Below are 17,468 nucleotides of genomic sequence, written 5' to 3'. Positions count from 1 at the left end.
GTTCTATTTCTGGAATTGAACAAATATTATATTGAAATGGGACTAGGGGGACGAGTATGCTTAAAAAAATTATTGCCTCGGTGGTCTTACTGTCACTGATTACGATAGCAATCGTGCAAGCGATGGATAATAAACCGGATAAAAATTCTGAAAATGATCCCCTGGGCGGACTGAAAATTGGTGCAGTGGCACCAGATTTCTCTCTAAAGACGCTCGATGGCGAGCAGGTTAATTTATCGGACTATAAAGGGAAAAAGGTAATGCTGAACTTCTGGGCTACTTGGTGCCCGCCTTGCAAAAAAGAAATGCCGGATATGCAGAAATATTCGCAACAGGCAGGTGATGATGTCGTCATTCTAGCTGTCAACATTGATCCAGAAAATGATGTACAAGCATTTGTTGAGGATAATGATATCACTTTTACTATTCCTTTAGACAGTCAGAGTGCAAAAAAAACGGTAAGTGAGCGTTATAAAATTCTTAGTATTCCGACGACGTACTTTATCGACAGTAAGGGTATTATCAGGAATAAAGCTATTTCAGCGATGCAACTTAAAGATATGGAACGAAACATCAATAGCATACAATAGCGAAACCTTTATATAGTTCTGTCTTTTTATCGACAAAAGGGATTCGGATTGATCTCATCCCGAACCCCTTTGACGTTGGAGGCACAAGTTGTTCAAAAGCGATGATTTCAATTTGGTCTCTTTGAATAGATTGATGTTTCGCAGATTGGTCAACTCGAGGGAATTTTCACCATGGATACTTTTTTATTTGGGATTATATCCTCACTAAATTGAAATTGCGGGAATCACTGTATAATAATTGGCTGGCCGAGACCCCGCAGATGCTTGTTGCGGTGAGGAGGCTTGGAAGACAGTCTTTGAAAAGGGAACGGGGTTCTGAAAACAGCTGGAACGTTTTTTAAAGGAAAAACTTAGTTTCAACCTCGCTTTTCTTCAAGCGTACCTACAGTCATACGGAATCTTTATATGTTCCGTTTATTTGTTAACAAAGTTGTCAAAAGTTAATGGGAAAATCAAAAAAGATAAAAAATTATGGTTAGTGTTTATGAAAAAAGGGTTAAAGTATAAAGAGTTGAATTTTTATCGGATTAAAAATCTGATAATTATGACAATTAATGGAGTGAAGACCATATAGTCATAATTTTACGTTAATTCGGCAATACTGAATAGTAAATTAAAAATAAGTAGGTGAAAAGCATGAAAAAAAGAAAAAGGACATTTGAAGAATTGATTAAAGAAAACAAAAAGGAATTATTGATGGACGTTAAACAAATGGAAAGACTTGAGGAACGTCTTGAAAAAAAACATATGCAAAAGGCTGAATAGATTTTGCGAAAGATTTCTTAAAAAGTCCAGTGCCGAAGGTCCCTTCGGAGTGCTGGCTTTTTTTTTATATCTTTTTCAAAAACTGGCATTCATGAATTTCCGCTTTTTTATCCATGATAAGAGAAGGAGGCGATAAAATGGGTAATCCCAAAAAAGATTCCAAACACTTTAGACCGAGCCATCAAGGGACACAACCAATAGCAGCGGGTGGGAATAACGGTAAGAAAATGCAGGACAAATCCGGCAAACATGCTCAGGTCATTCAAACTAAAGGCGAGTAACCAAGTGCTTAATACAGTACGTAATAATATTATGTAAACAAAATAACGTGAGGTGAAATTAATGGGCTCTTATAAACACAATCAGGATAACCGTTTGGATAATGTTGAAAAAATTCAGGATGCGATTCAAAATACAGAAGAAAACATAACCGCTGCAAATGAAACGTTATCATTCTCTTCAGGTGTGGAGAAACAGGCAATTGAGGCCAAAAATGACCGAAGAAGAAAGAGTATCGAGGGAATGAAGGAAGAAATGCAAGATGAGCAAGAAGCACGGGAAAGCGGTTATAGTAACGATAATATTTAACAAATAGGTAATGGGGAGAAAGAGGCGCGTAATCTTTCTCCCCTTCTCTGTATAGGGAAGCAGACAGTTGAGACAGCTTAAATGAAATTTGAACAGTTGTTATGGTAGAATGTTTATTGCAATAGAAATGAAAGTGGGGAAACAAAATGTTCATAGCTGAAAACGAAATTGAAGTGCGGTATGCAGAGACAGATCAAATGGGAGTTGTTTACCATGCAAATTATTTTATCTGGATGGAACTAGGCAGGACAAAATTGATAAATGATTTAGGATTTTATTATGCTGATATGGAAGCGGATGGCATCCTCTCGCCTGTTATGGATATTCAGGCTTCGTATAAAACCCCTGTTAGATATGGTGATAAGGTAAAGGTTAAAACCTGGATTGAAAAATATGACGGCTTACGGGTCGTTTATGGGTATGAGATCGTTAATGGGAAAGATGAAGTGGCGGCTACAGGTCATTCTTCCCACGTTTGCGTGAAAAAGGAGAGCTTCCGCCCGATATCCATTAAACGCATGTATCCTGAATGGCATGAGGCCTATGAGAAAAATAAAAAGCAGGATGAATTGGTTTAATTACAATTATTGAGGTGATCAAAAAATGGCTTTTGGGATTAAACGGGCAAACGTAGTAGCCTGGAAGCAGAAAATCGATCAAGGCCAAATAGCTTTTTTAACTCATTATTGGCTGGATGACCGATTTCCCGGTTGCAAGACGGTTACAAAAGTCGGATGCAAGGATTTAAGGCGTTTATCGGAGTGGGGTAAGAAATACGGGCTTAAAAAAGAATGGATTCATCACAGGAAGGATGGCTATTCTCATTTCGATCTTTTAGGGGATAAGCAAGCGGAAATTCTTAGGGCGGAAGATATTAAAGAGCGCCTGCTCGATTGAATAAGAAAAAAACAGCAGTTTACACCGCTGCTTTATTGTCAAGCATCCTTTTCATAGTGAAATTCAGGTTCAGCCAGTTTTTCATTGAAAGTAACAAGTAAATCATGACCATCAAAGTACCATAAATCTTTTTCTTCTACATAGAAATTAATTTCATTTATAGTTGTTACGGCTGCTTCAGCTTCAGGTTCTTCTTGCATGATACCTAATGAAAAGCCGCTTTGGACGGTACTATGCCCGCCATATCTTACATAAAAGCGCAAATGAGAGCCTTCTTGAAGCCCCAGCTCATCAATATACCACTTAGCTGCTTGATCGGAAATGGTCAGTTTCATACTAATTCTCCTTCCTAGAGGTTCGTTATTTAAGTATAAAGTAATTATAAAGTAGATGCGAATAATGTGCGTTTAAGAAAGGAAACAACCATGGACATAATATATAATATTTGTTTCATAACTCGAAAAAGATCCAACGAAGTTGAAGTGTTGATGCTATTTCGCCAAAAGAATCCGAATAGGCATAAATGGAATGGTATAGGCGGGAAAATAGAACAAGGTGAAACCATTGATGAATCGATGGAACGCGAAATTCTAGAAGAAACGGGGTTGAAGGTAAAGGGTATGACCTTTCGAGGGATTGTGACATGGAATCAAGCGGGTGGAATGTATGTTTACCGAGCTGAAGAGGCAGGGGGCGGGCTTACTGCCTGTGATGAAGGGGAACTTGCCTGGAAGCCATATCAATGGGTTATGGAGGCAGATGAAGTAGTGTCCAACATAAAGTTTTATCTAGAAGATATATTACAGGATGACCCACCACTGGAATTTGCCTGTATTTATGAAAATGAACAATTAATATCCGTCAAAAAGAAGCCGTTGGCTGATTTGGCAAAAGAATTGACTTTCACCAATTAAAAACCGCCCATATGCGGTTTTTTTGCAGATATTCCGATTTCTAAGCTATGTATCATAAAGTGGTGAAGAATATTCGGAATATTGTTATGTTTAATGAAATAAGCAAGATTGATATCGTTTCAAAATGATTAAGCTGAAAACTATATAGTGTGAAGATATGCGAAATACCATCTATTTAATGACCTTATACAGAGGAGGCTAACTGCTTTGCGGAAAACGGAGCTGTTAAAAGGAAGTACGGAAATGGTGTTGCTTTCTTATTAGCTCAAAGGATATGTATGGGTATGAGATGATCGAACAGCTCAAACAGTTAAGTGATGTATTATTAAGAAGGAATGCTTTACCCAGTTTTAAAAAGGCTGAAGGAGAAAGAGTATTTAAAAAGTTACTGGCGGGATTCCTTAGAAGGACCAAAAAGGAAATACTATTATGCGACGAAATTAGGTGTTACTCAGTTTCAGGATCAATGGAACGCCTTTCAAGAATGTAATCCTTAAGGTCGTTTCACACACAGGTGAACGCACACAAAAATAGCTGCAGATTCCTGCAGCTATTTTGTATTTTCTTTTGCTTCAGCTTCGGCCAGCTTTTTCAGCAAGACAGGTGTAGGCATATGCATGATTTGCTCTAAAGGCAAATTTAGGGACTTGGATAACTTTATTGCGGTTTCCGGTGATATTTGCAATGGCTTCATGGCTCTTTCTCCTATCGATATTTAATAGCTAGTTCCAGTGTAGCCTCTGTTCTTCAATTATTCAATCCTAACTTAACCATTTCTCTTAAACGAAATCCATATTATTCTTTTAATGTGAAGTAAATGTAGAAATATTCTAGTGCCTTTTACCTTGACAAAAGAATTTTAATGAGGAAATAATAAAATAGGTGTAGTCTAAATGAATCATTAAATTTACATTAATTTTCAGTTAAATGAAATCTTATGTTAAATCGGTGGAATATATTGGATGATTTTCATAAAATCGAAGCCGAAAAAAGCAATCTGGTTTCAAAAAGCAAAAGAGAGACAGAGGGTATATTGGATGTAAGCAGTGAACAGGTGAAACATTGGGTTAATATCATCGATTTAACCGAATTTGATTTAAAGCTGATTCATGCTTTTAGCGAACAACCGAACCGACGAAAGAGTTGTTGATACCTTTTATCAAGCGATTCTGCTGGTTTCTGAATTGAAAGGGATAATCACGGAGCACTAGGAAAGTTAAGGAAAATGTTAATTTCTCATATGCTAATGCTACCTTTATTCAATGGTGTGATTGACGATGAATTTGTTGAATTGCGGACGAAGGTGGCGAAGACTCATTATAGAATTGGTTTACAGCCCCGGTGGTATTCCTCCGGTTTTCAAAATGTACCTGAACACGGCAAAAGAATTATAGAATGGAAATAAGCCCGTGCGGCGGACGGGCTTATTTCCATTCAAATATCCTCAAGAATTTCTCTTAAAGCCATTTGACTTTGGGTTCAGTTTTATCGATAATTCGTTTAATGTTCGCCCGATGCCGGTAAAAAATGAAAATTGTCAATATAGCCATTACAATAATAAGGGCCCAATCCTTAGGATGAAATACTAAACTGTATATAAGAGCAATCAGACAAGCAATCATGGAAGAAAGCGAGACATATTTGGATATGTATAAGGTAATGAAGAATATGATAACGGCAATGCCAAAAAATAATGGTTCATAAGCAAGAATGACACCAGCAGAGGTTGCCACCGCTTTTCCGCCCCGAAAGTTTGCGAAAATGGGAAACATATGCCCGATGACTGCAAAAACGCCGGCTAGCAATAAATGGATTTCCACACCCAGTAATACAGGAAGAAAAGTAGCTAAAGTCCCTTTAAGTATATCCATGATCGTAACGGTAAGCCCTGCCTTGACACCTAGTGTCCGGAAAGTATTTGTCCCGCCCAGATTTTTACTGCCGTGCTCCCTAATGTCGATTTTGTAAAAGGTTTTACCGATAATTAAACCGGAAGGAATCGAACCAATCAAGTAGGCAGACAGTATAGTGATGAATGTAAGCATTGTATGACCCTTTCTTTAAAGAAAAATCTTCTTATTTTTATCACGATTAAGAGGCTGTTTTTTCCCTTTTTCGGAAATAAACTGAAGGAATAGCTAAAAAACAACCTAAAAATACCTGATAAGCTTTTCTTATTGTAACATTTTCGTGACAAAATGGTACGGATGTCCAAAAAAAATCCATTGGAAAATGAATTTTCCTTGATGAACATGCGTCTTTTGATATACGTTTAAGTTCAAAGGTTTATGTTTTTTTATTTTCGTTAATATAATGAAGAGTACCTATTTGTGTATAATGATACAATACGTGTGGCCTGTTTGAACATAAGGATAATTAAGTGGTGCACACCTTTTCGAAACCTATTCTTTCTTGTATAATGGTTTTTCTTAATAATGGTAATACTCAGCTTTACTCTGTAAAATATCTTTGTTAAGGAATACTTTTTAAGCAAATATTACATTTTATGATAAAGGGGATTGATAAGAATGATACAAAATCCAAGCAGAGAAGAAATGGGTCAGATGTTAAAAAAATCGAAGCGCATAGCTGTTGTTGGTTTATCAAATAACCCCGAGCGTACTTCTTATATGGTATCGAAGGCCATGCAGGATAGCGGGTATGAAATCATCCCTGTAAACCCAGCTGTATCTGAAGTGCTGGGTGTCAAGGCAGTAAAGGCACTTAAAGATATTGAAGGGCACGTCGATATCGTCAATATTTTTCGCCGTTCAGAATTCCTTCCCGAGATTGCCAAAGAATTTGCAGAAATCGATGCTGATATCTTTTGGGCGCAGCTAGGGGTAGAAAACGGGGAAGCCTATAATTTTTTGAAAGAAAAAGGTTATACTGTCATCATGGATCGATGCATAAAAGTGGAACACGCCCTTACTAAGTAGAGTGAAAAGAGCGGGACTTCCGCTCTTTTTTAAAGGAATCGCAATGTTTAGCTGTGTAAAAATCAATAATGCCAGCCATAGCGGAGGTTGAGAACGGGCGGCATATCCAGGCAATTTAAGAATAATTTGATTAAAAAAGTAAAAGTATATTTGCCAAATGAAAAATTACCGCTACAATTAGAACGGTAGCTATGACACGTTTCAACAATGTGAAAAGATCCAACCAAGGGTGCTAACGCTAATAAAAGGGACGAAAAAATAGAACACTTGTTCTTTGTTCGTAAAAGTATTATACTTTTAACATGATATTAACGTATGAATTAATTTGTTAAAGCTAGTGAGTCATTTCATTGCAGTATGATTTGGCCCGGAAATTGTGTTTAGTAAGGAAAGGGGAATTTCTGTGGCAAAGAAAGTAAAAACAATCGAGTACAATGATGATGCAATTCAGGTACTGGAAGGACTCGAAGCGGTCAGAAAACGTCCCGGTATGTATATCGGCAGTACTGATGCACGCGGACTTCATCATTTAGTGTACGAGATTGTAGATAACTCCGTAGATGAGGCTTTGGCTGGATATGGAGACCAAATTAGTGTGAAAATACATAAAGATAACAGTGTAAGTGTGTCAGATAAGGGCCGTGGAATGCCTACCGGTATGCATAAATTGGGTAAACCGACGCCTGAAGTCATTTTGACGATTCTTCATGCTGGCGGTAAATTTGGACAGGGCGGATATAAAACGAGCGGAGGCCTTCATGGAGTAGGTGCCTCGGTCGTCAATGCGTTGTCTGAATGGCTTGTCGTGACAATCAAAAGGGACGGGTTCATTTACGAACAACGGTTTTTCAATGGCGGAAAGCCAGAAACGACTCTTGAGAAAATCGGTAAAACCAATCAAGCTGGTACCAGAATCCACTTCAAGCCCGATCCGAAAATATTTTCGGTGACAACTTTTAATTATGATATCCTTTGTGAACGTCTCCGTGAATCGGCATTTCTTCTGAAAGGCATGAAAATCGAATTGACGGATGAACGTAACGACCAGCAAGAAACTTTTCACTATGAAAATGGAATAGAGGCTTTTGTGGATTACTTAAATGAAGAAAAAGAAACCCTTCATAGTGTTGTCAGTCTTGAAGGGGAACAGAATGGGATAGAAGTCGATCTGGCCTTTCAATTCAATGATGGTTATTCAGAAAATATTTTAAGCTTTGTAAATAATGTTCGTACAAAAGACGGCGGCACCCATGAGATTGGTGCAAAAACGGCCATGACGCGGGCATTTAATGATTATGCCAGAAAAATGGGGCTATTGAAGGAAAAAGATAAAAACCTCGAAGGTACCGATATACGCGAAGGATTGTCTTCAATCATTTCTGTACGTATCCCAGAAGAACTTCTTCAATTCGAAGGACAGACCAAGAGCAAGCTTGGAACAAGCGAAGCCCGTTCTGCAGTTGATTCTATCGTGTCAGAGCACTTAGCCTACTTTTTTGAAGAAGATCCGACCACGAGTACCCTGTTGATCAAAAAATCGATTAAAGCTTTCCAGGCCCGGGAAGCAGCACGCAAAGCGCGTGAAGATGCAAGAAGCGGGAAGAAACGGAAGAAATCCGATGCCATCCTTTCTGGAAAATTAACACCAGCTCAATCGAAAAATCCTGAACGGAATGAATTGTATCTTGTAGAAGGGGACTCTGCAGGAGGTTCCGCAAAGCAAGGTCGTGATCGCCGTTTCCAAGCGGTACTGCCATTACGTGGTAAAGTTATCAATACGGAAAAGGCCAAACTAGCGGACATTTTTAAAAACGAGGAAATAAATACAATCATCCACGCTATCGGGGCAGGGGTCGGGGCAGAGTTCAATACGCCGGACACCAATTATGATAAAGTGATCATCATGACTGATGCCGATACGGATGGGGCCCATATCCAAGTGCTTCTGTTAACATTCTTTTACCGCTATATGAAGCCATTGATAGAGTCAGGAAAGGTTTATATTGCCTTGCCTCCTTTATATAAAGTGAGTAAAGGGACCGGAAAGAAAGAAGTCATTGAATATGCTTGGAGTGATGAGGAACTTCAGGGAGCGATAGACAAGGTAGGGAAAGGCTATATGATTCAGCGCTATAAAGGGCTGGGTGAAATGAATGCCGATCAATTATGGGATACTACCATGAACCCGGAAACCAGGACATTGATACGCGTGAAGATCGACGATGGTGCCCGTGCAGAAAGACGTGTAACAACGTTAATGGGGGACAAGGTTGAACCGCGCCGTAAATGGATTGAAGCCAATGTCGCTTTTGGTCTCGAAGAAGAATCGAATATTTTAGATAATGAAAATATGTCGATTGAAGAGGAGGTCATTAACGATGGCATTTGAAGAAACGTATAGAGATTTACCGCTTGAAGAGGTAATCGGAGACCGCTTCGGGCGATACAGTAAATATATTATCCAAGATCGGGCACTTCCAGATGCAAGGGACGGATTAAAACCGGTACAGCGCAGGATATTGTATGCAATGCATGTAGAAGGAAATACACAGGAAAAAGGATTTAGGAAATCAGCAAAAACTGTCGGTAATGTAATTGGTAACTATCACCCCCATGGAGATTCATCTGTTTATGAGGCAATGGTCCGTATGAGCCAAGACTGGAAGCTTCGGAAAGTCATGGTTCAAATGCACGGAAACAATGGTAGTATTGATGGCGATCCGCCTGCTGCGATGCGGTATACTGAAGCCAGGCTTTCATCGATAGCCTCAGAGATGTTACGTGATATTGAAAAAAGGACTGTAGATTTTGTACCGAACTTCGATGATACTTCGGAAGAACCCATTGTATTGCCAGCGATGTTCCCTAACTTGCTTGTAAACGGATCCACAGGAATATCTGCCGGCTATGCAACGGAAATTCCACCACATCAAATAGGTGAAGTCATTGATGCAGCCATTATGCGAATCGATAAGCCTGAAGCGACAGTCGCTGATTTAATGACAGTCATAAAGGGGCCGGATTTCCCTACAGGCGGTATCATTCAAGGAATTGAAGGCATTCGTAAAGCCTATGAAACAGGTAAAGGGAAAATCATCATTCGCGGCTTGGCGGAAGTGGAAACGATTCGCGGCGGCAAACAGCAAATCGTCATCACTGAAATCCCTTATGAAGTCAATAAAGCGAACCTTGTTAAGAAAATGGATGAGTTCCGTCTTGACCGGAAAGTTGAAGGTATCGCTGAAGTAAGGGATGAAACGGACCGTACAGGACTGCGTATCGTCATCGAATTGAAAAAAGAAGCGGATGCCAATGGCGTCCTGCATTATTTATATAAAAATTCCGATCTTCAAATTGCTTACAATTTTAATATGGTCGCGATTTATAAAAAACGGCCAACATTGATGAGCCTGCCAAAAATGCTTGATGCGTATATCGATCACCGTAAAGAGGTAATTGTGAATCGTTCCCGTTATGAGTTGCAAAAAGCACATGACAGGGCACATATCGTAGATGGTTTAGTAAAGGCTTTGTCCATATTAGATGAAGTCATCTCTGTCATCCGTGCGTCTAAAGATAAACGGAATGCCAAAGATAACCTTATTGCTAAATTCGCTTTTACAGAAGCGCAGGCTGAAGCCATTGTTTCCTTACAGTTATATAGACTGACAAATACTGATATTACGGCACTTGAAGCAGAGGCAGCGGAATTGAAGAACAAAATCGAGGAATTGACCAAGATTCTCGGCAGTGAAAAAGTTCTTCTTCAAGTAATAAAAAAAGAACTTCGATTCATTAAAAAGGGCTTTGATGACGGACGGCGTTCCAAAATAGAAAAAGAAATTGAAGAAATCAAAATTAATCTTGAAGTCTTGATTGCGAGTGAAGACGTGATGGTGACAGTGACGAAAGAAGGGTATGTCAAACGGACGTCATTACGGTCATATGCAGCATCAGGCGGTCTTGATTTTGGCATGAAGGATTCCGATCGCCTGCTCCAGAGGTTGGAGATGAATACAACAGATGTCCTGTTGCTTTTCACATCCAAAGGAAACTACCTCTATTGTCCAGTTCATCAGCTTCCTGACATTCGATGGAAGGAAACAGGTCAGCATATCGCGAACATCATTCCGATTGACAGGGAAGAACAAATCATAAAAGCGATTCCGGTCAAGGATTTTACCCTGCCGCAATTCTTAGTGTTCATCACGAAAAATGGTATGGTTAAAAAGACTGAAATAGCTTCTTATAAAGCACAGAGACATTCAAAACCGCTGGTTGGTGTCAATTTAAAAGGTGAAGATGAACTGGTCGATGTCCATCATACCGATGGACAGGCAGACCTTTTCCTAGTCACTCATAACGGCTATGGTTTATGGTTTGATGAAGAAGAAGTAAGTGTTGTCGGTGTTCGGGCAGCAGGAGTCAAAGGGATTAATTTGAAAGAAGATGACTATGTCATTGGCGGAAAGGTTTTAGCCAAGGATAGTAAAGAATCGATCCTTATAGTTACCCAGCGCGGAGCCATCAAGAAAATGAAATTAACCGAGTTTGAAAAAACGAGCCGGGCAAAACGCGGTGTCGTGGTCTTGAGGGAATTGAAATCCAATCCTCATAGGGTCATTGGATTTGATACCATTAACAAAACCGACAGTCTATTCATTCTTTCTGAAAAAGGAATCATTGAAACCATTCATGCCGCTTCATTAAAAAATCATGATCGATACACGAATGGATCATTTGTTTTTGATGAATCGGTTAGTGGAAAAGCGAAAGAACTATGGAAAATATCATTGGAAGATGACTCTCCCATAGAGTAGTGAATCATTTTTTAAAACGGGATGCTGATTATTATCAGCATCCCGTTTTATATAGTAAGAAGATGATATACAACAGTTATATCGGTCAAGAAAATTCCCCAGTCATGCCCCATACATATTGACTTCATTTTGAGGTTACCTTCTTAATTCAAAAATGACTTATTGAGTCATTTTTAAATCCTTGTTTACGAACTTAATAATGTTACCCGGTCCATAAATCATTCAATTTTGAATTTTAATTTCGATTGAATCTAGGTAGTATAACGTTTTATTTTTGGCACATTCCTTGCATCTTGTTAGTATGACTTCTTGGATTCATGGCGGGAAGGGATACATGAAGGATTATCCAGTTGAATGTTTCTATAGGGATGCTTGAATCACTAGAATATTTGATTGTACGTCCGAAATCCCATTATTATACAATTGAAGAGAAAAATATAAAACTAGTCTAATTGGAAAGTGGAGGGGTTAAAATGGATTTACGCTTATCGGATGAACAAAAAATGGTGCAAAAAACTATACGCAAGTTCGTGGAAAATGAGTTGATTCCCTTGGAAAATGAAGTGCTTCGCAATGAAATAGCAGGAAAACCCAGTTTACCAGATAGGACATTAAAAGAATTACAGGAAAAAGCAAAAAAGGCTGGGTTTTGGGGCATCAATACTCCTGAGGAATTTGGCGGGGCAGACCTAGGGCAGCTAATGATGGCAATTGTCTTGATGGAAGTATCAAAAACGTTCGTGCCTTTCAGCTTTGGGGGTTCGGCGGACAATATTCTTTATTATGGAAATGAAGAACAGAAACAGAAATATCTGATTCCTACGATTAACGGGGAGAAAAAGTCCTGTTTTGCCATGACGGAGCCGGGAGCGGGGTCCGATACGCGAAATATTAAAATGACTGCAGTAAAAGAAGGTAACGAGTGGGTGCTTAATGGGGAAAAAACTTTCATTACAGGTGGAAATGATGCCGATTTCGTCATGATCATTGCTGTAACCGACAAAGAACGTCATCAAGTAACCGGAACGGAAGGGGTCACCTGTTTCATTGTAGACCGTGACATGGGCTGGAGATCGGAGTATATCAACACGATGGGAGAATGGGGACCGGCCAGTCTAGTTTTTGATAAGGTCAGGGTACCCGAAGAAAATATTTTAGGGGAAGTGCATGGCGGTTATAAACTAGGCTTGGAATGGATTGGGTTTGCAAGATGGATTGTAGGCGCACGCGCTGTCGGCTCTGCAGAAAGACTGCTGCAAATGGCTATAGAATACGCTAAAGAACGAGTCACATTCGGTAAACCGATCGCTGAGCGACAGGCCATTCAATGGCAGATTGCAGATTCGGCTGTAGAAATCGAAGCTGCAAGATGGCTTGTATTGAATGCGGCATACACACTTGATAATGGGGAAGATAATCGCCATTTAGCTTCAATGGCTAAACTCTATGGAGCGAATATGGGGAATAGGGTAGTTGATCGCGTATTGCAGATTCACGGTGGCATGGGTTATACGAAGGAGCTTCCTATCGAACGTTGGTACCGTGAGGCTAGGCTTTGGAGGATTTATGATGGAACGGATGAAATACAGCGAATGATCATTTCCCGCAATTTGATTAAAGGACATGTTAAATTAGGACAATTTTTATAAAAGATTAGGAGGAAACGATTATGACTGGGAGATTTTCAGGGAAAACGGCTTTAGTCACGGGTGGGAGCAGAGGGATTGGCAGGGCAATCGTCGAACTATTTGCCAGTGAAGGCGCTAAGGTAGCCATAATCGATATCAATGAAGAGGCTTTGACATCAACAGGAAATGAATTAAGGGATAAGGGGTATACCATTTTTACAAAAGTGGCCAATGTCGTCAATTCCGATGAAGTCGAGGCATCCATAAAAGAAATAGCTGACGCATTCGGATCACTTGATATTCTCGTGAATAACGCAGGGGTCATCCGGGATAATTTACTTTTTAAAATGACCGATTCAGATTGGCAGACGGTAATGGATGTGCATTTAAAAGGTACCTTCAATTCAGTACGTACCGCCCAAAAGCATATGGTTGCAAATAAATATGGAAGAATCATCAATATATCATCCACATCAGCCCTCGGGAACCGCGGGCAGGCTAATTATTCAGCTGCTAAAGCCGGGCTTCAGGGGCTAACAAAAACACTAGCGATCGAGCTTGGTAAATATGGGATAACGGCGAATTCAGTCGCACCTGGTTTTATCGAAACCGAAATGACGAAAGAAACAGCTAGACGGGTGGGAGTGAGTTTTGAACAATTCATCCAGGATAGGGTAAACAGTATTCCTGTGGCTAGAAGCGGGTTGCCAAGTGATATTGCTCATGCTGTTGCATTCTTTGCTGATGAAGCATCCTCATTCATCAGTGGACAGGTTTTATATGTTGCAGGAGGTCCAAAGAATTAAGGGAAAAGGCGGAAAGATGTTCAACGAAAGTATGGAAAACGATCCTAACCCGTAAAAATATAGTGGAACGGGGAGCCATGAAAAAATTTGCATTATCGATAGGTGATCCCCACCCGATTTTCATAGATGAAGAAATAGGCAGGCAATCAAGGTATGGAACGAATATGCACCACCAAATTTGCCGAGGGTTTTTGACTTTGGGATGATTGAAGGCTTAAACCTTCCGAAAAAAGGGTTGATTCGCGAGGAGCAGATATAACGCTACAACAGGCTACTGGAGGTGGGGAAGAAATCATCTGTTATACAAAAGTGAAATACTATTATGAGCAAAAAGGAAAACAAGGGAAAATGGGATTTCTAGCCTTTAAAAATGATGGGACGGATTCTAATGGGAAATTGTCTTTACTGCTGAACAGCCTGTCATAATCAATGAAACTTATCAGAAGGATAGTGATGAGTAAGTGACGACATTAACTGAACTTCATATTGGTGACTCGTTACATTCAATTGAGCTTGAACCTGTAACCCGTCTGGATCTCATTAAGTATGCTGGCGCATCAGGGGATTTCAATCCCATTCATACGATTGATGAGGAAGCAAAAAATGCAGGTCTTCCCGGTATCATCGCACATGGAATGTGGACATTGGGAAACCTCGCAAAGCTTTTCAGTAATCTCTTTATGAAATTGGATTTATCGAAGAATACAAGATTCGTTTCAAAGGTACGGTATTCTTGAATGATGTCATAACTCTGCAAGCGGCGGATCTAAAAGAAAAAAATGGGGCCAGATATTTTTTCAATGTAGCGGCACTAATCAGTCAGGTAAGGAAGCGATCGGTGGAGAGGTTATTTTTAAGGCCTGAAAGTAGTGATGAAAATTATTTCATCACTACTTTTTTTAGTAGCGAAATTCGACAATTTTAAAGGAGATTCGAAATTTATCCAGAATTGTACTTAAAAAGATTTCTCTTTAGCGGCGGTGAATAATAATGAATCAAGTGAAACAGGATTCTCAGGTTAATTTGCTTAAAGGTTGGACTTTTCCTGCACTTGTAGTGGATTCTGCGAACCGGATAAAGGATTGGAGCAATTATTTTAATCAATCGATAGGTCAGAATCTTAATAAAACATTGACCGAACAATTCGATGAATGGCAATTTCTCGATAAAAGCCTTGCAGCTGCAAGACTGTATGATAAACGGTATTTATTTTTATTAATGAAACAAATGGATGCTGACAATTTTCTTTATATTGGAAAAGAAACACAATTTTCGGATGATTCATTGATTGATGCTCATGAAACGGATAAATTGAATCGGGCTCTGGATGCCATTATCGAAAATTCCTATGACGGGATATATATCACCGATCAATATGGAATCACTCTTTATACCAATTCAGCAATTGAACGGATCACGGGCATTCCAAAAGAGTATTATATAGGCAAGTCAGTGGACCAATTGATCAAACGCGGCATCTTGAACGCTTCGGTAACGCATAAGGTAGTGAAGCTGGGGCGAACGGTATCAGTCGTACAAGATAATTTTGCTGGAAAAGAAACATTGATTACAGGAAGTCCCGTTTTTAATGCAGCAGGGGAAATAGAGCAAGTCGTTACGAATATAAGGGATTTATCAGATTTAAATGAACTGATGCATGAGTTGACGAAAGTTAATGAATTGAATAATCATTATAAGCAGGAAATTGAAAAACTGCGGAAGATAACAAGTCAGGATGGAGTCGTTTTTGTCAGTGACAAGATGAAAATGATCTATGAGATTGCTGAAAGAATATCGGATATAGATGCGACCGTACTCATTCTAGGAGAAACTGGCGTTGGAAAAGATGTCCTTGCCCGTAATATTTATAATCGGAGCATCCGATCTAAAAAAGGGGATTTCATCAAAATAAACTGTGGGGCAATTCCTGCTGATTTATTGGAATCAGAGCTCTTTGGATATGAAGGAGGGGCATTTACGGGTGCCAATCAAAAAGGTAAACCTGGGATGTTTGAGCTGGCAGAGTGTGGGATCTTATTTTTGGATGAAGTCGGTGAGCTTCCCCTGCAACTTCAAGTGAAGCTGCTTCGGGCCCTTCAGGAAAGGGAGATTCAAAGAATCGGAGGTACAAAGCCAAAGAAAATCGATGTTCGCATTATAGCAGCCACTAACCGAAATCTATCGGAAATGGTCAAATCGGGTGATTTTCGTGAAGACCTCTTTTATAGGCTGAATGTCATTCCGATAACGATTCCCCCTCTGAGGGAAAGAAGAGAAGATATCTTAGCGTTGACTGACTTATTTTTAACAAAGGCAAACGAACAATATAAATTCTCAAAAGAAATTGATTCGAAACTGAAGGAATATTTTTATCAACTTGATTGGCCAGGAAATGTCCGTGAATTAATTAATATTGTGGAAAGGCTCGTCGTGCTGACTGAAAATCAATTATTATCGATTAACGACCTTCCAGAAGAATATCAGCCGGAAAATAGGAATCAGCCGAACCGTAATTCTTCCTTAACTTTAAAAAAAGCGGTGGAAAGAGCCGAAAAGGAAATCTTGACGAAAGCGGCTCAAACCTATCAAACTACATATGAAATTGCAGAGGCCCTTGATTCCAGCCAGGCAACGATTGTGAGGAAACTAAAAAAATATCGATTAAAGGTCAGTGAAAAGAATAGGTAAGCACAGGGGATTACCGTTTATCGGTGATCCTCCTTACTTTTGCCGAATATAGCCTAATAGGTGGATTTGAAGTAGATGGTAAGAAATAATACACGTTGAATGAAACAGGGGCGAATGCTAAACGATTAAGTCAGGAATATGATTCGTCGATCATTTTCACGCCTCATAGCAGAGATGGGCTTGCACTGCGGTCTTTAATGAAAAAGAGGAATACGAGTGAACCGGCAGTGACCGAGGGCGGAAATTCATTAACCGTTTGAATTCCGCCGAATTATGAAGGGTATATCGACCTGTTTACAACATAGGAAATGGAGTATTTCGGAAAGAAAATTGCCGCGTTCCCATCAAGCAAGGCGGTAAAATCGTTTTTAATTCGTCGATTGATGAAAATGGAGGATTTGCATCAACAATTGTCGTAGGCGCAGTAGAATACGGGAAAGTTGTCCCCGTCCGTTAAATGGGTCAAGGGATGGAGGTGCCCGGGTTCGGCGAAGCATATTAGTTTCGCATTTTGTTATATTACTTTGAGTACACCGTTCCCAAATCTGGAACAATATACGTTTTTTTCTAGAAAAAATCAGGACAAAAAAAGAAGGATCCTATGAGTAAATTACGGACATTAATAGGCTATATATGCACGATTATATCCAGGAGTAATGAAATTTTCTTGGATTCCGGATAAGGTGCAATGGCATTGGTTTTTTAGGGAATTAGCTAACAAACATCACAAAATATCTTGAATCTAAGTAATGAAAACGCTGTCATTGAATATAATATGAAATATAATTTCATTATTATCTATTAAATAATGAAATTATATTTAAGTAAATGAT

General features: G+C 39.4%; 20 protein-coding genes and 2 pseudogenes. 19 read left to right on the top strand and 3 right to left on the bottom strand.

The window, feature by feature from the left end; translation table 11 throughout:
- The first annotated feature begins 56 nt into the window (after positions 1-56).
- The 6 genes from ACQKKK_RS13045 to ACQKKK_RS13020 all read left to right on the top strand — a co-directional run bounded on the left by ACQKKK_RS13045 (position 57) and on the right by ACQKKK_RS13020 (position 2,840).
- Positions 57-590: a TlpA disulfide reductase family protein gene (locus tag ACQKKK_RS13045; protein WP_427616573.1), complete on the top strand. Its 534-nt coding sequence runs from the start codon at positions 57-59 to the stop codon at positions 588-590.
- A gap of 636 nt (positions 591-1,226) precedes the next feature.
- Positions 1,227-1,355, top strand: a complete 129-nt coding sequence (locus ACQKKK_RS13040; protein WP_081108788.1) for an FbpB family small basic protein — start codon at positions 1,227-1,229, stop codon at positions 1,353-1,355.
- A gap of 137 nt (positions 1,356-1,492) precedes the next feature.
- Positions 1,493-1,636 (top strand): acid-soluble spore protein N, encoded by a 144-nt coding sequence (locus ACQKKK_RS13035; protein WP_048678620.1) that lies wholly within the window; start codon positions 1,493-1,495, stop codon positions 1,634-1,636.
- A gap of 61 nt (positions 1,637-1,697) precedes the next feature.
- Complete coding sequence (gene tlp / locus ACQKKK_RS13030; RefSeq protein WP_427616572.1) at positions 1,698-1,943, top strand: small acid-soluble spore protein Tlp; 246 nt, start codon at positions 1,698-1,700, stop codon at positions 1,941-1,943.
- Positions 1,944-2,089: 146 nt separating this feature from the next.
- Entirely contained in the window at positions 2,090-2,521 is a 432-nt protein-coding gene (locus ACQKKK_RS13025; RefSeq protein WP_427616571.1) for an acyl-CoA thioesterase, read from the top strand.
- 25 nt (positions 2,522-2,546) lie between these two features.
- Entirely contained in the window at positions 2,547-2,840 is a 294-nt protein-coding gene (locus tag ACQKKK_RS13020; protein WP_427616570.1) for a hypothetical protein, read from the top strand.
- Positions 2,841-2,878: 38 nt separating this feature from the next.
- On the opposite strand, the gene ACQKKK_RS13015 is transcribed toward ACQKKK_RS13020, so the two are convergent.
- Complete coding sequence (locus ACQKKK_RS13015; protein WP_427616569.1) at positions 2,879-3,175, bottom strand: HesB/YadR/YfhF family protein; 297 nt, start codon at positions 3,173-3,175, stop codon at positions 2,879-2,881.
- Positions 3,176-3,265: 90 nt separating this feature from the next.
- On the opposite strand from ACQKKK_RS13015, the gene ACQKKK_RS13010 reads away from it, so the two are divergent.
- Together ACQKKK_RS13010 and ACQKKK_RS13005 are read left to right on the top strand one after the other, a co-directional pair.
- Complete coding sequence (locus ACQKKK_RS13010) at positions 3,266-3,754, top strand: NUDIX hydrolase (RefSeq protein WP_427616568.1); 489 nt, start codon at positions 3,266-3,268, stop codon at positions 3,752-3,754.
- Positions 3,755-4,089: 335 nt separating this feature from the next.
- Positions 4,090-4,251, top strand: coding sequence for a PadR family transcriptional regulator (locus ACQKKK_RS13005; protein ID WP_427616567.1), 162 nt, complete (start codon positions 4,090-4,092; stop codon positions 4,249-4,251).
- A 53-nt stretch (positions 4,252-4,304) separates the two neighbouring features.
- Here ACQKKK_RS13005 and ACQKKK_RS13000 read toward each other — a convergent pair whose 3' ends face one another.
- The gene (locus ACQKKK_RS13000) at positions 4,305-4,448 is read right to left on the bottom strand and encodes a YycC family protein (protein WP_427616566.1); all 144 of its coding nucleotides are present in this window, start codon (positions 4,446-4,448) and stop codon (positions 4,305-4,307) included.
- 264 nt (positions 4,449-4,712) lie between these two features.
- Between ACQKKK_RS13000 and ACQKKK_RS12995 the strand changes: the two genes are divergently transcribed.
- Complete coding sequence (locus ACQKKK_RS12995; protein WP_427616565.1) at positions 4,713-4,904, top strand: hypothetical protein; 192 nt, start codon at positions 4,713-4,715, stop codon at positions 4,902-4,904.
- Positions 4,905-4,937: 33 nt separating this feature from the next.
- Positions 4,938-5,159, top strand: a complete 222-nt coding sequence (locus ACQKKK_RS12990) for a protoglobin domain-containing protein (RefSeq protein ID WP_427616769.1) — start codon at positions 4,938-4,940, stop codon at positions 5,157-5,159.
- Between the two features lie 52 nt (positions 5,160-5,211).
- On the opposite strand, the gene plsY is transcribed toward ACQKKK_RS12990, so the two are convergent.
- Positions 5,212-5,799, bottom strand: coding sequence for a glycerol-3-phosphate 1-O-acyltransferase PlsY (gene plsY / locus ACQKKK_RS12985; protein ID WP_427616564.1), 588 nt, complete (start codon positions 5,797-5,799; stop codon positions 5,212-5,214).
- A 483-nt stretch (positions 5,800-6,282) separates the two neighbouring features.
- On the opposite strand from plsY, the gene ACQKKK_RS12980 reads away from it, so the two are divergent.
- The 9 genes and pseudogenes from ACQKKK_RS12980 to ACQKKK_RS12940 all read left to right on the top strand — a co-directional run bounded on the left by ACQKKK_RS12980 (position 6,283) and on the right by ACQKKK_RS12940 (position 16,895).
- Positions 6,283-6,693 carry a CoA-binding protein gene (locus ACQKKK_RS12980; RefSeq protein ID WP_125161544.1) on the top strand — a complete coding sequence of 137 codons (411 nt, stop codon included), beginning with the start codon at positions 6,283-6,285 and terminating at the stop codon, positions 6,691-6,693.
- A gap of 403 nt (positions 6,694-7,096) precedes the next feature.
- Entirely contained in the window at positions 7,097-9,082 is a 1,986-nt protein-coding gene (gene parE, locus ACQKKK_RS12975; protein WP_427616563.1) for a DNA topoisomerase IV subunit B, read from the top strand.
- Complete coding sequence (gene parC, locus ACQKKK_RS12970; protein WP_427616562.1) at positions 9,072-11,513, top strand: DNA topoisomerase IV subunit A; 2,442 nt, start codon at positions 9,072-9,074, stop codon at positions 11,511-11,513. Before parE ends, parC begins: the two co-directional genes overlap by 11 nt.
- A gap of 473 nt (positions 11,514-11,986) precedes the next feature.
- Positions 11,987-13,162, top strand: a complete 1,176-nt coding sequence (locus ACQKKK_RS12965; RefSeq protein WP_427616561.1) for an acyl-CoA dehydrogenase family protein — start codon at positions 11,987-11,989, stop codon at positions 13,160-13,162.
- A 20-nt stretch (positions 13,163-13,182) separates the two neighbouring features.
- A complete protein-coding gene (locus ACQKKK_RS12960) occupies positions 13,183-13,947 on the top strand; it encodes an SDR family oxidoreductase (protein WP_427616560.1) in 765 nt (254 codons plus the stop codon).
- Positions 13,948-13,988: 41 nt separating this feature from the next.
- Positions 13,989-14,408, top strand: a pseudogene (locus tag ACQKKK_RS12955) (FAS1-like dehydratase domain-containing protein).
- A pseudogene (locus ACQKKK_RS12950) lies at positions 14,409-14,811 on the top strand (MaoC/PaaZ C-terminal domain-containing protein).
- 126 nt (positions 14,812-14,937) lie between these two features.
- Positions 14,938-16,635 (top strand): sigma-54 interaction domain-containing protein, encoded by a 1,698-nt coding sequence (locus ACQKKK_RS12945; protein WP_427616559.1) that lies wholly within the window; start codon positions 14,938-14,940, stop codon positions 16,633-16,635.
- Between the two features lie 95 nt (positions 16,636-16,730).
- Positions 16,731-16,895 carry a hypothetical protein gene (locus ACQKKK_RS12940; RefSeq protein WP_427616558.1) on the top strand — a complete coding sequence of 55 codons (165 nt, stop codon included), beginning with the start codon at positions 16,731-16,733 and terminating at the stop codon, positions 16,893-16,895.
- Positions 16,896-17,468: the final 573 nt, after the last annotated feature.

Origin of the sequence: Peribacillus sp. NPDC006672, assembly GCF_050274955.1 — a bacterium.
In the GTDB taxonomy this organism is placed as follows: domain Bacteria; phylum Bacillota; class Bacilli; order Bacillales; family DSM-1321; genus Peribacillus.
Note: the sequence above shows the minus strand (reverse complement) of the source record. Positions and strands in the feature narration are given on the sequence as shown.

Excerpts from the sequence above, each read along its gene's own strand:
- ACQKKK_RS13020 (WP_427616570.1), top strand. The coding sequence starts at position 2,547 with ATGGCTTTTGGGATTAAACGGGCAAACGTAGTAGCCTGGAAGCAGAAA.
- ACQKKK_RS12945 (WP_427616559.1), top strand. The coding sequence starts at position 14,938 with ATGAATCAAGTGAAACAGGATTCTCAGGTTAATTTGCTTAAAGGTTGG.
- parC (WP_427616562.1), top strand. The coding sequence starts at position 9,072 with ATGGCATTTGAAGAAACGTATAGAGATTTACCGCTTGAAGAGGTAATC.
- ACQKKK_RS13040 (WP_081108788.1), top strand. The coding sequence starts at position 1,227 with ATGAAAAAAAGAAAAAGGACATTTGAAGAATTGATTAAAGAAAACAAA.
- tlp (WP_427616572.1), top strand. The coding sequence starts at position 1,698 with ATGGGCTCTTATAAACACAATCAGGATAACCGTTTGGATAATGTTGAA.
- ACQKKK_RS13000 (WP_427616566.1), bottom strand. The coding sequence starts at position 4,448 with ATGAAGCCATTGCAAATATCACCGGAAACCGCAATAAAGTTATCCAAG.
- ACQKKK_RS12965 (WP_427616561.1), top strand. The coding sequence starts at position 11,987 with ATGGATTTACGCTTATCGGATGAACAAAAAATGGTGCAAAAAACTATA.
- ACQKKK_RS13045 (WP_427616573.1), top strand. The coding sequence starts at position 57 with ATGCTTAAAAAAATTATTGCCTCGGTGGTCTTACTGTCACTGATTACG.
- ACQKKK_RS12960 (WP_427616560.1), top strand. The coding sequence starts at position 13,183 with ATGACTGGGAGATTTTCAGGGAAAACGGCTTTAGTCACGGGTGGGAGC.
- ACQKKK_RS13005 (WP_427616567.1), top strand. The coding sequence starts at position 4,090 with ATGCTTTACCCAGTTTTAAAAAGGCTGAAGGAGAAAGAGTATTTAAAA.
- ACQKKK_RS13010 (WP_427616568.1), top strand. The coding sequence starts at position 3,266 with ATGGACATAATATATAATATTTGTTTCATAACTCGAAAAAGATCCAAC.
- ACQKKK_RS13015 (WP_427616569.1), bottom strand. The coding sequence starts at position 3,175 with ATGAAACTGACCATTTCCGATCAAGCAGCTAAGTGGTATATTGATGAG.
- plsY (WP_427616564.1), bottom strand. The coding sequence starts at position 5,799 with ATGCTTACATTCATCACTATACTGTCTGCCTACTTGATTGGTTCGATT.
- ACQKKK_RS13025 (WP_427616571.1), top strand. The coding sequence starts at position 2,090 with ATGTTCATAGCTGAAAACGAAATTGAAGTGCGGTATGCAGAGACAGAT.
- ACQKKK_RS12980 (WP_125161544.1), top strand. The coding sequence starts at position 6,283 with ATGATACAAAATCCAAGCAGAGAAGAAATGGGTCAGATGTTAAAAAAA.
- ACQKKK_RS13035 (WP_048678620.1), top strand. The coding sequence starts at position 1,493 with ATGGGTAATCCCAAAAAAGATTCCAAACACTTTAGACCGAGCCATCAA.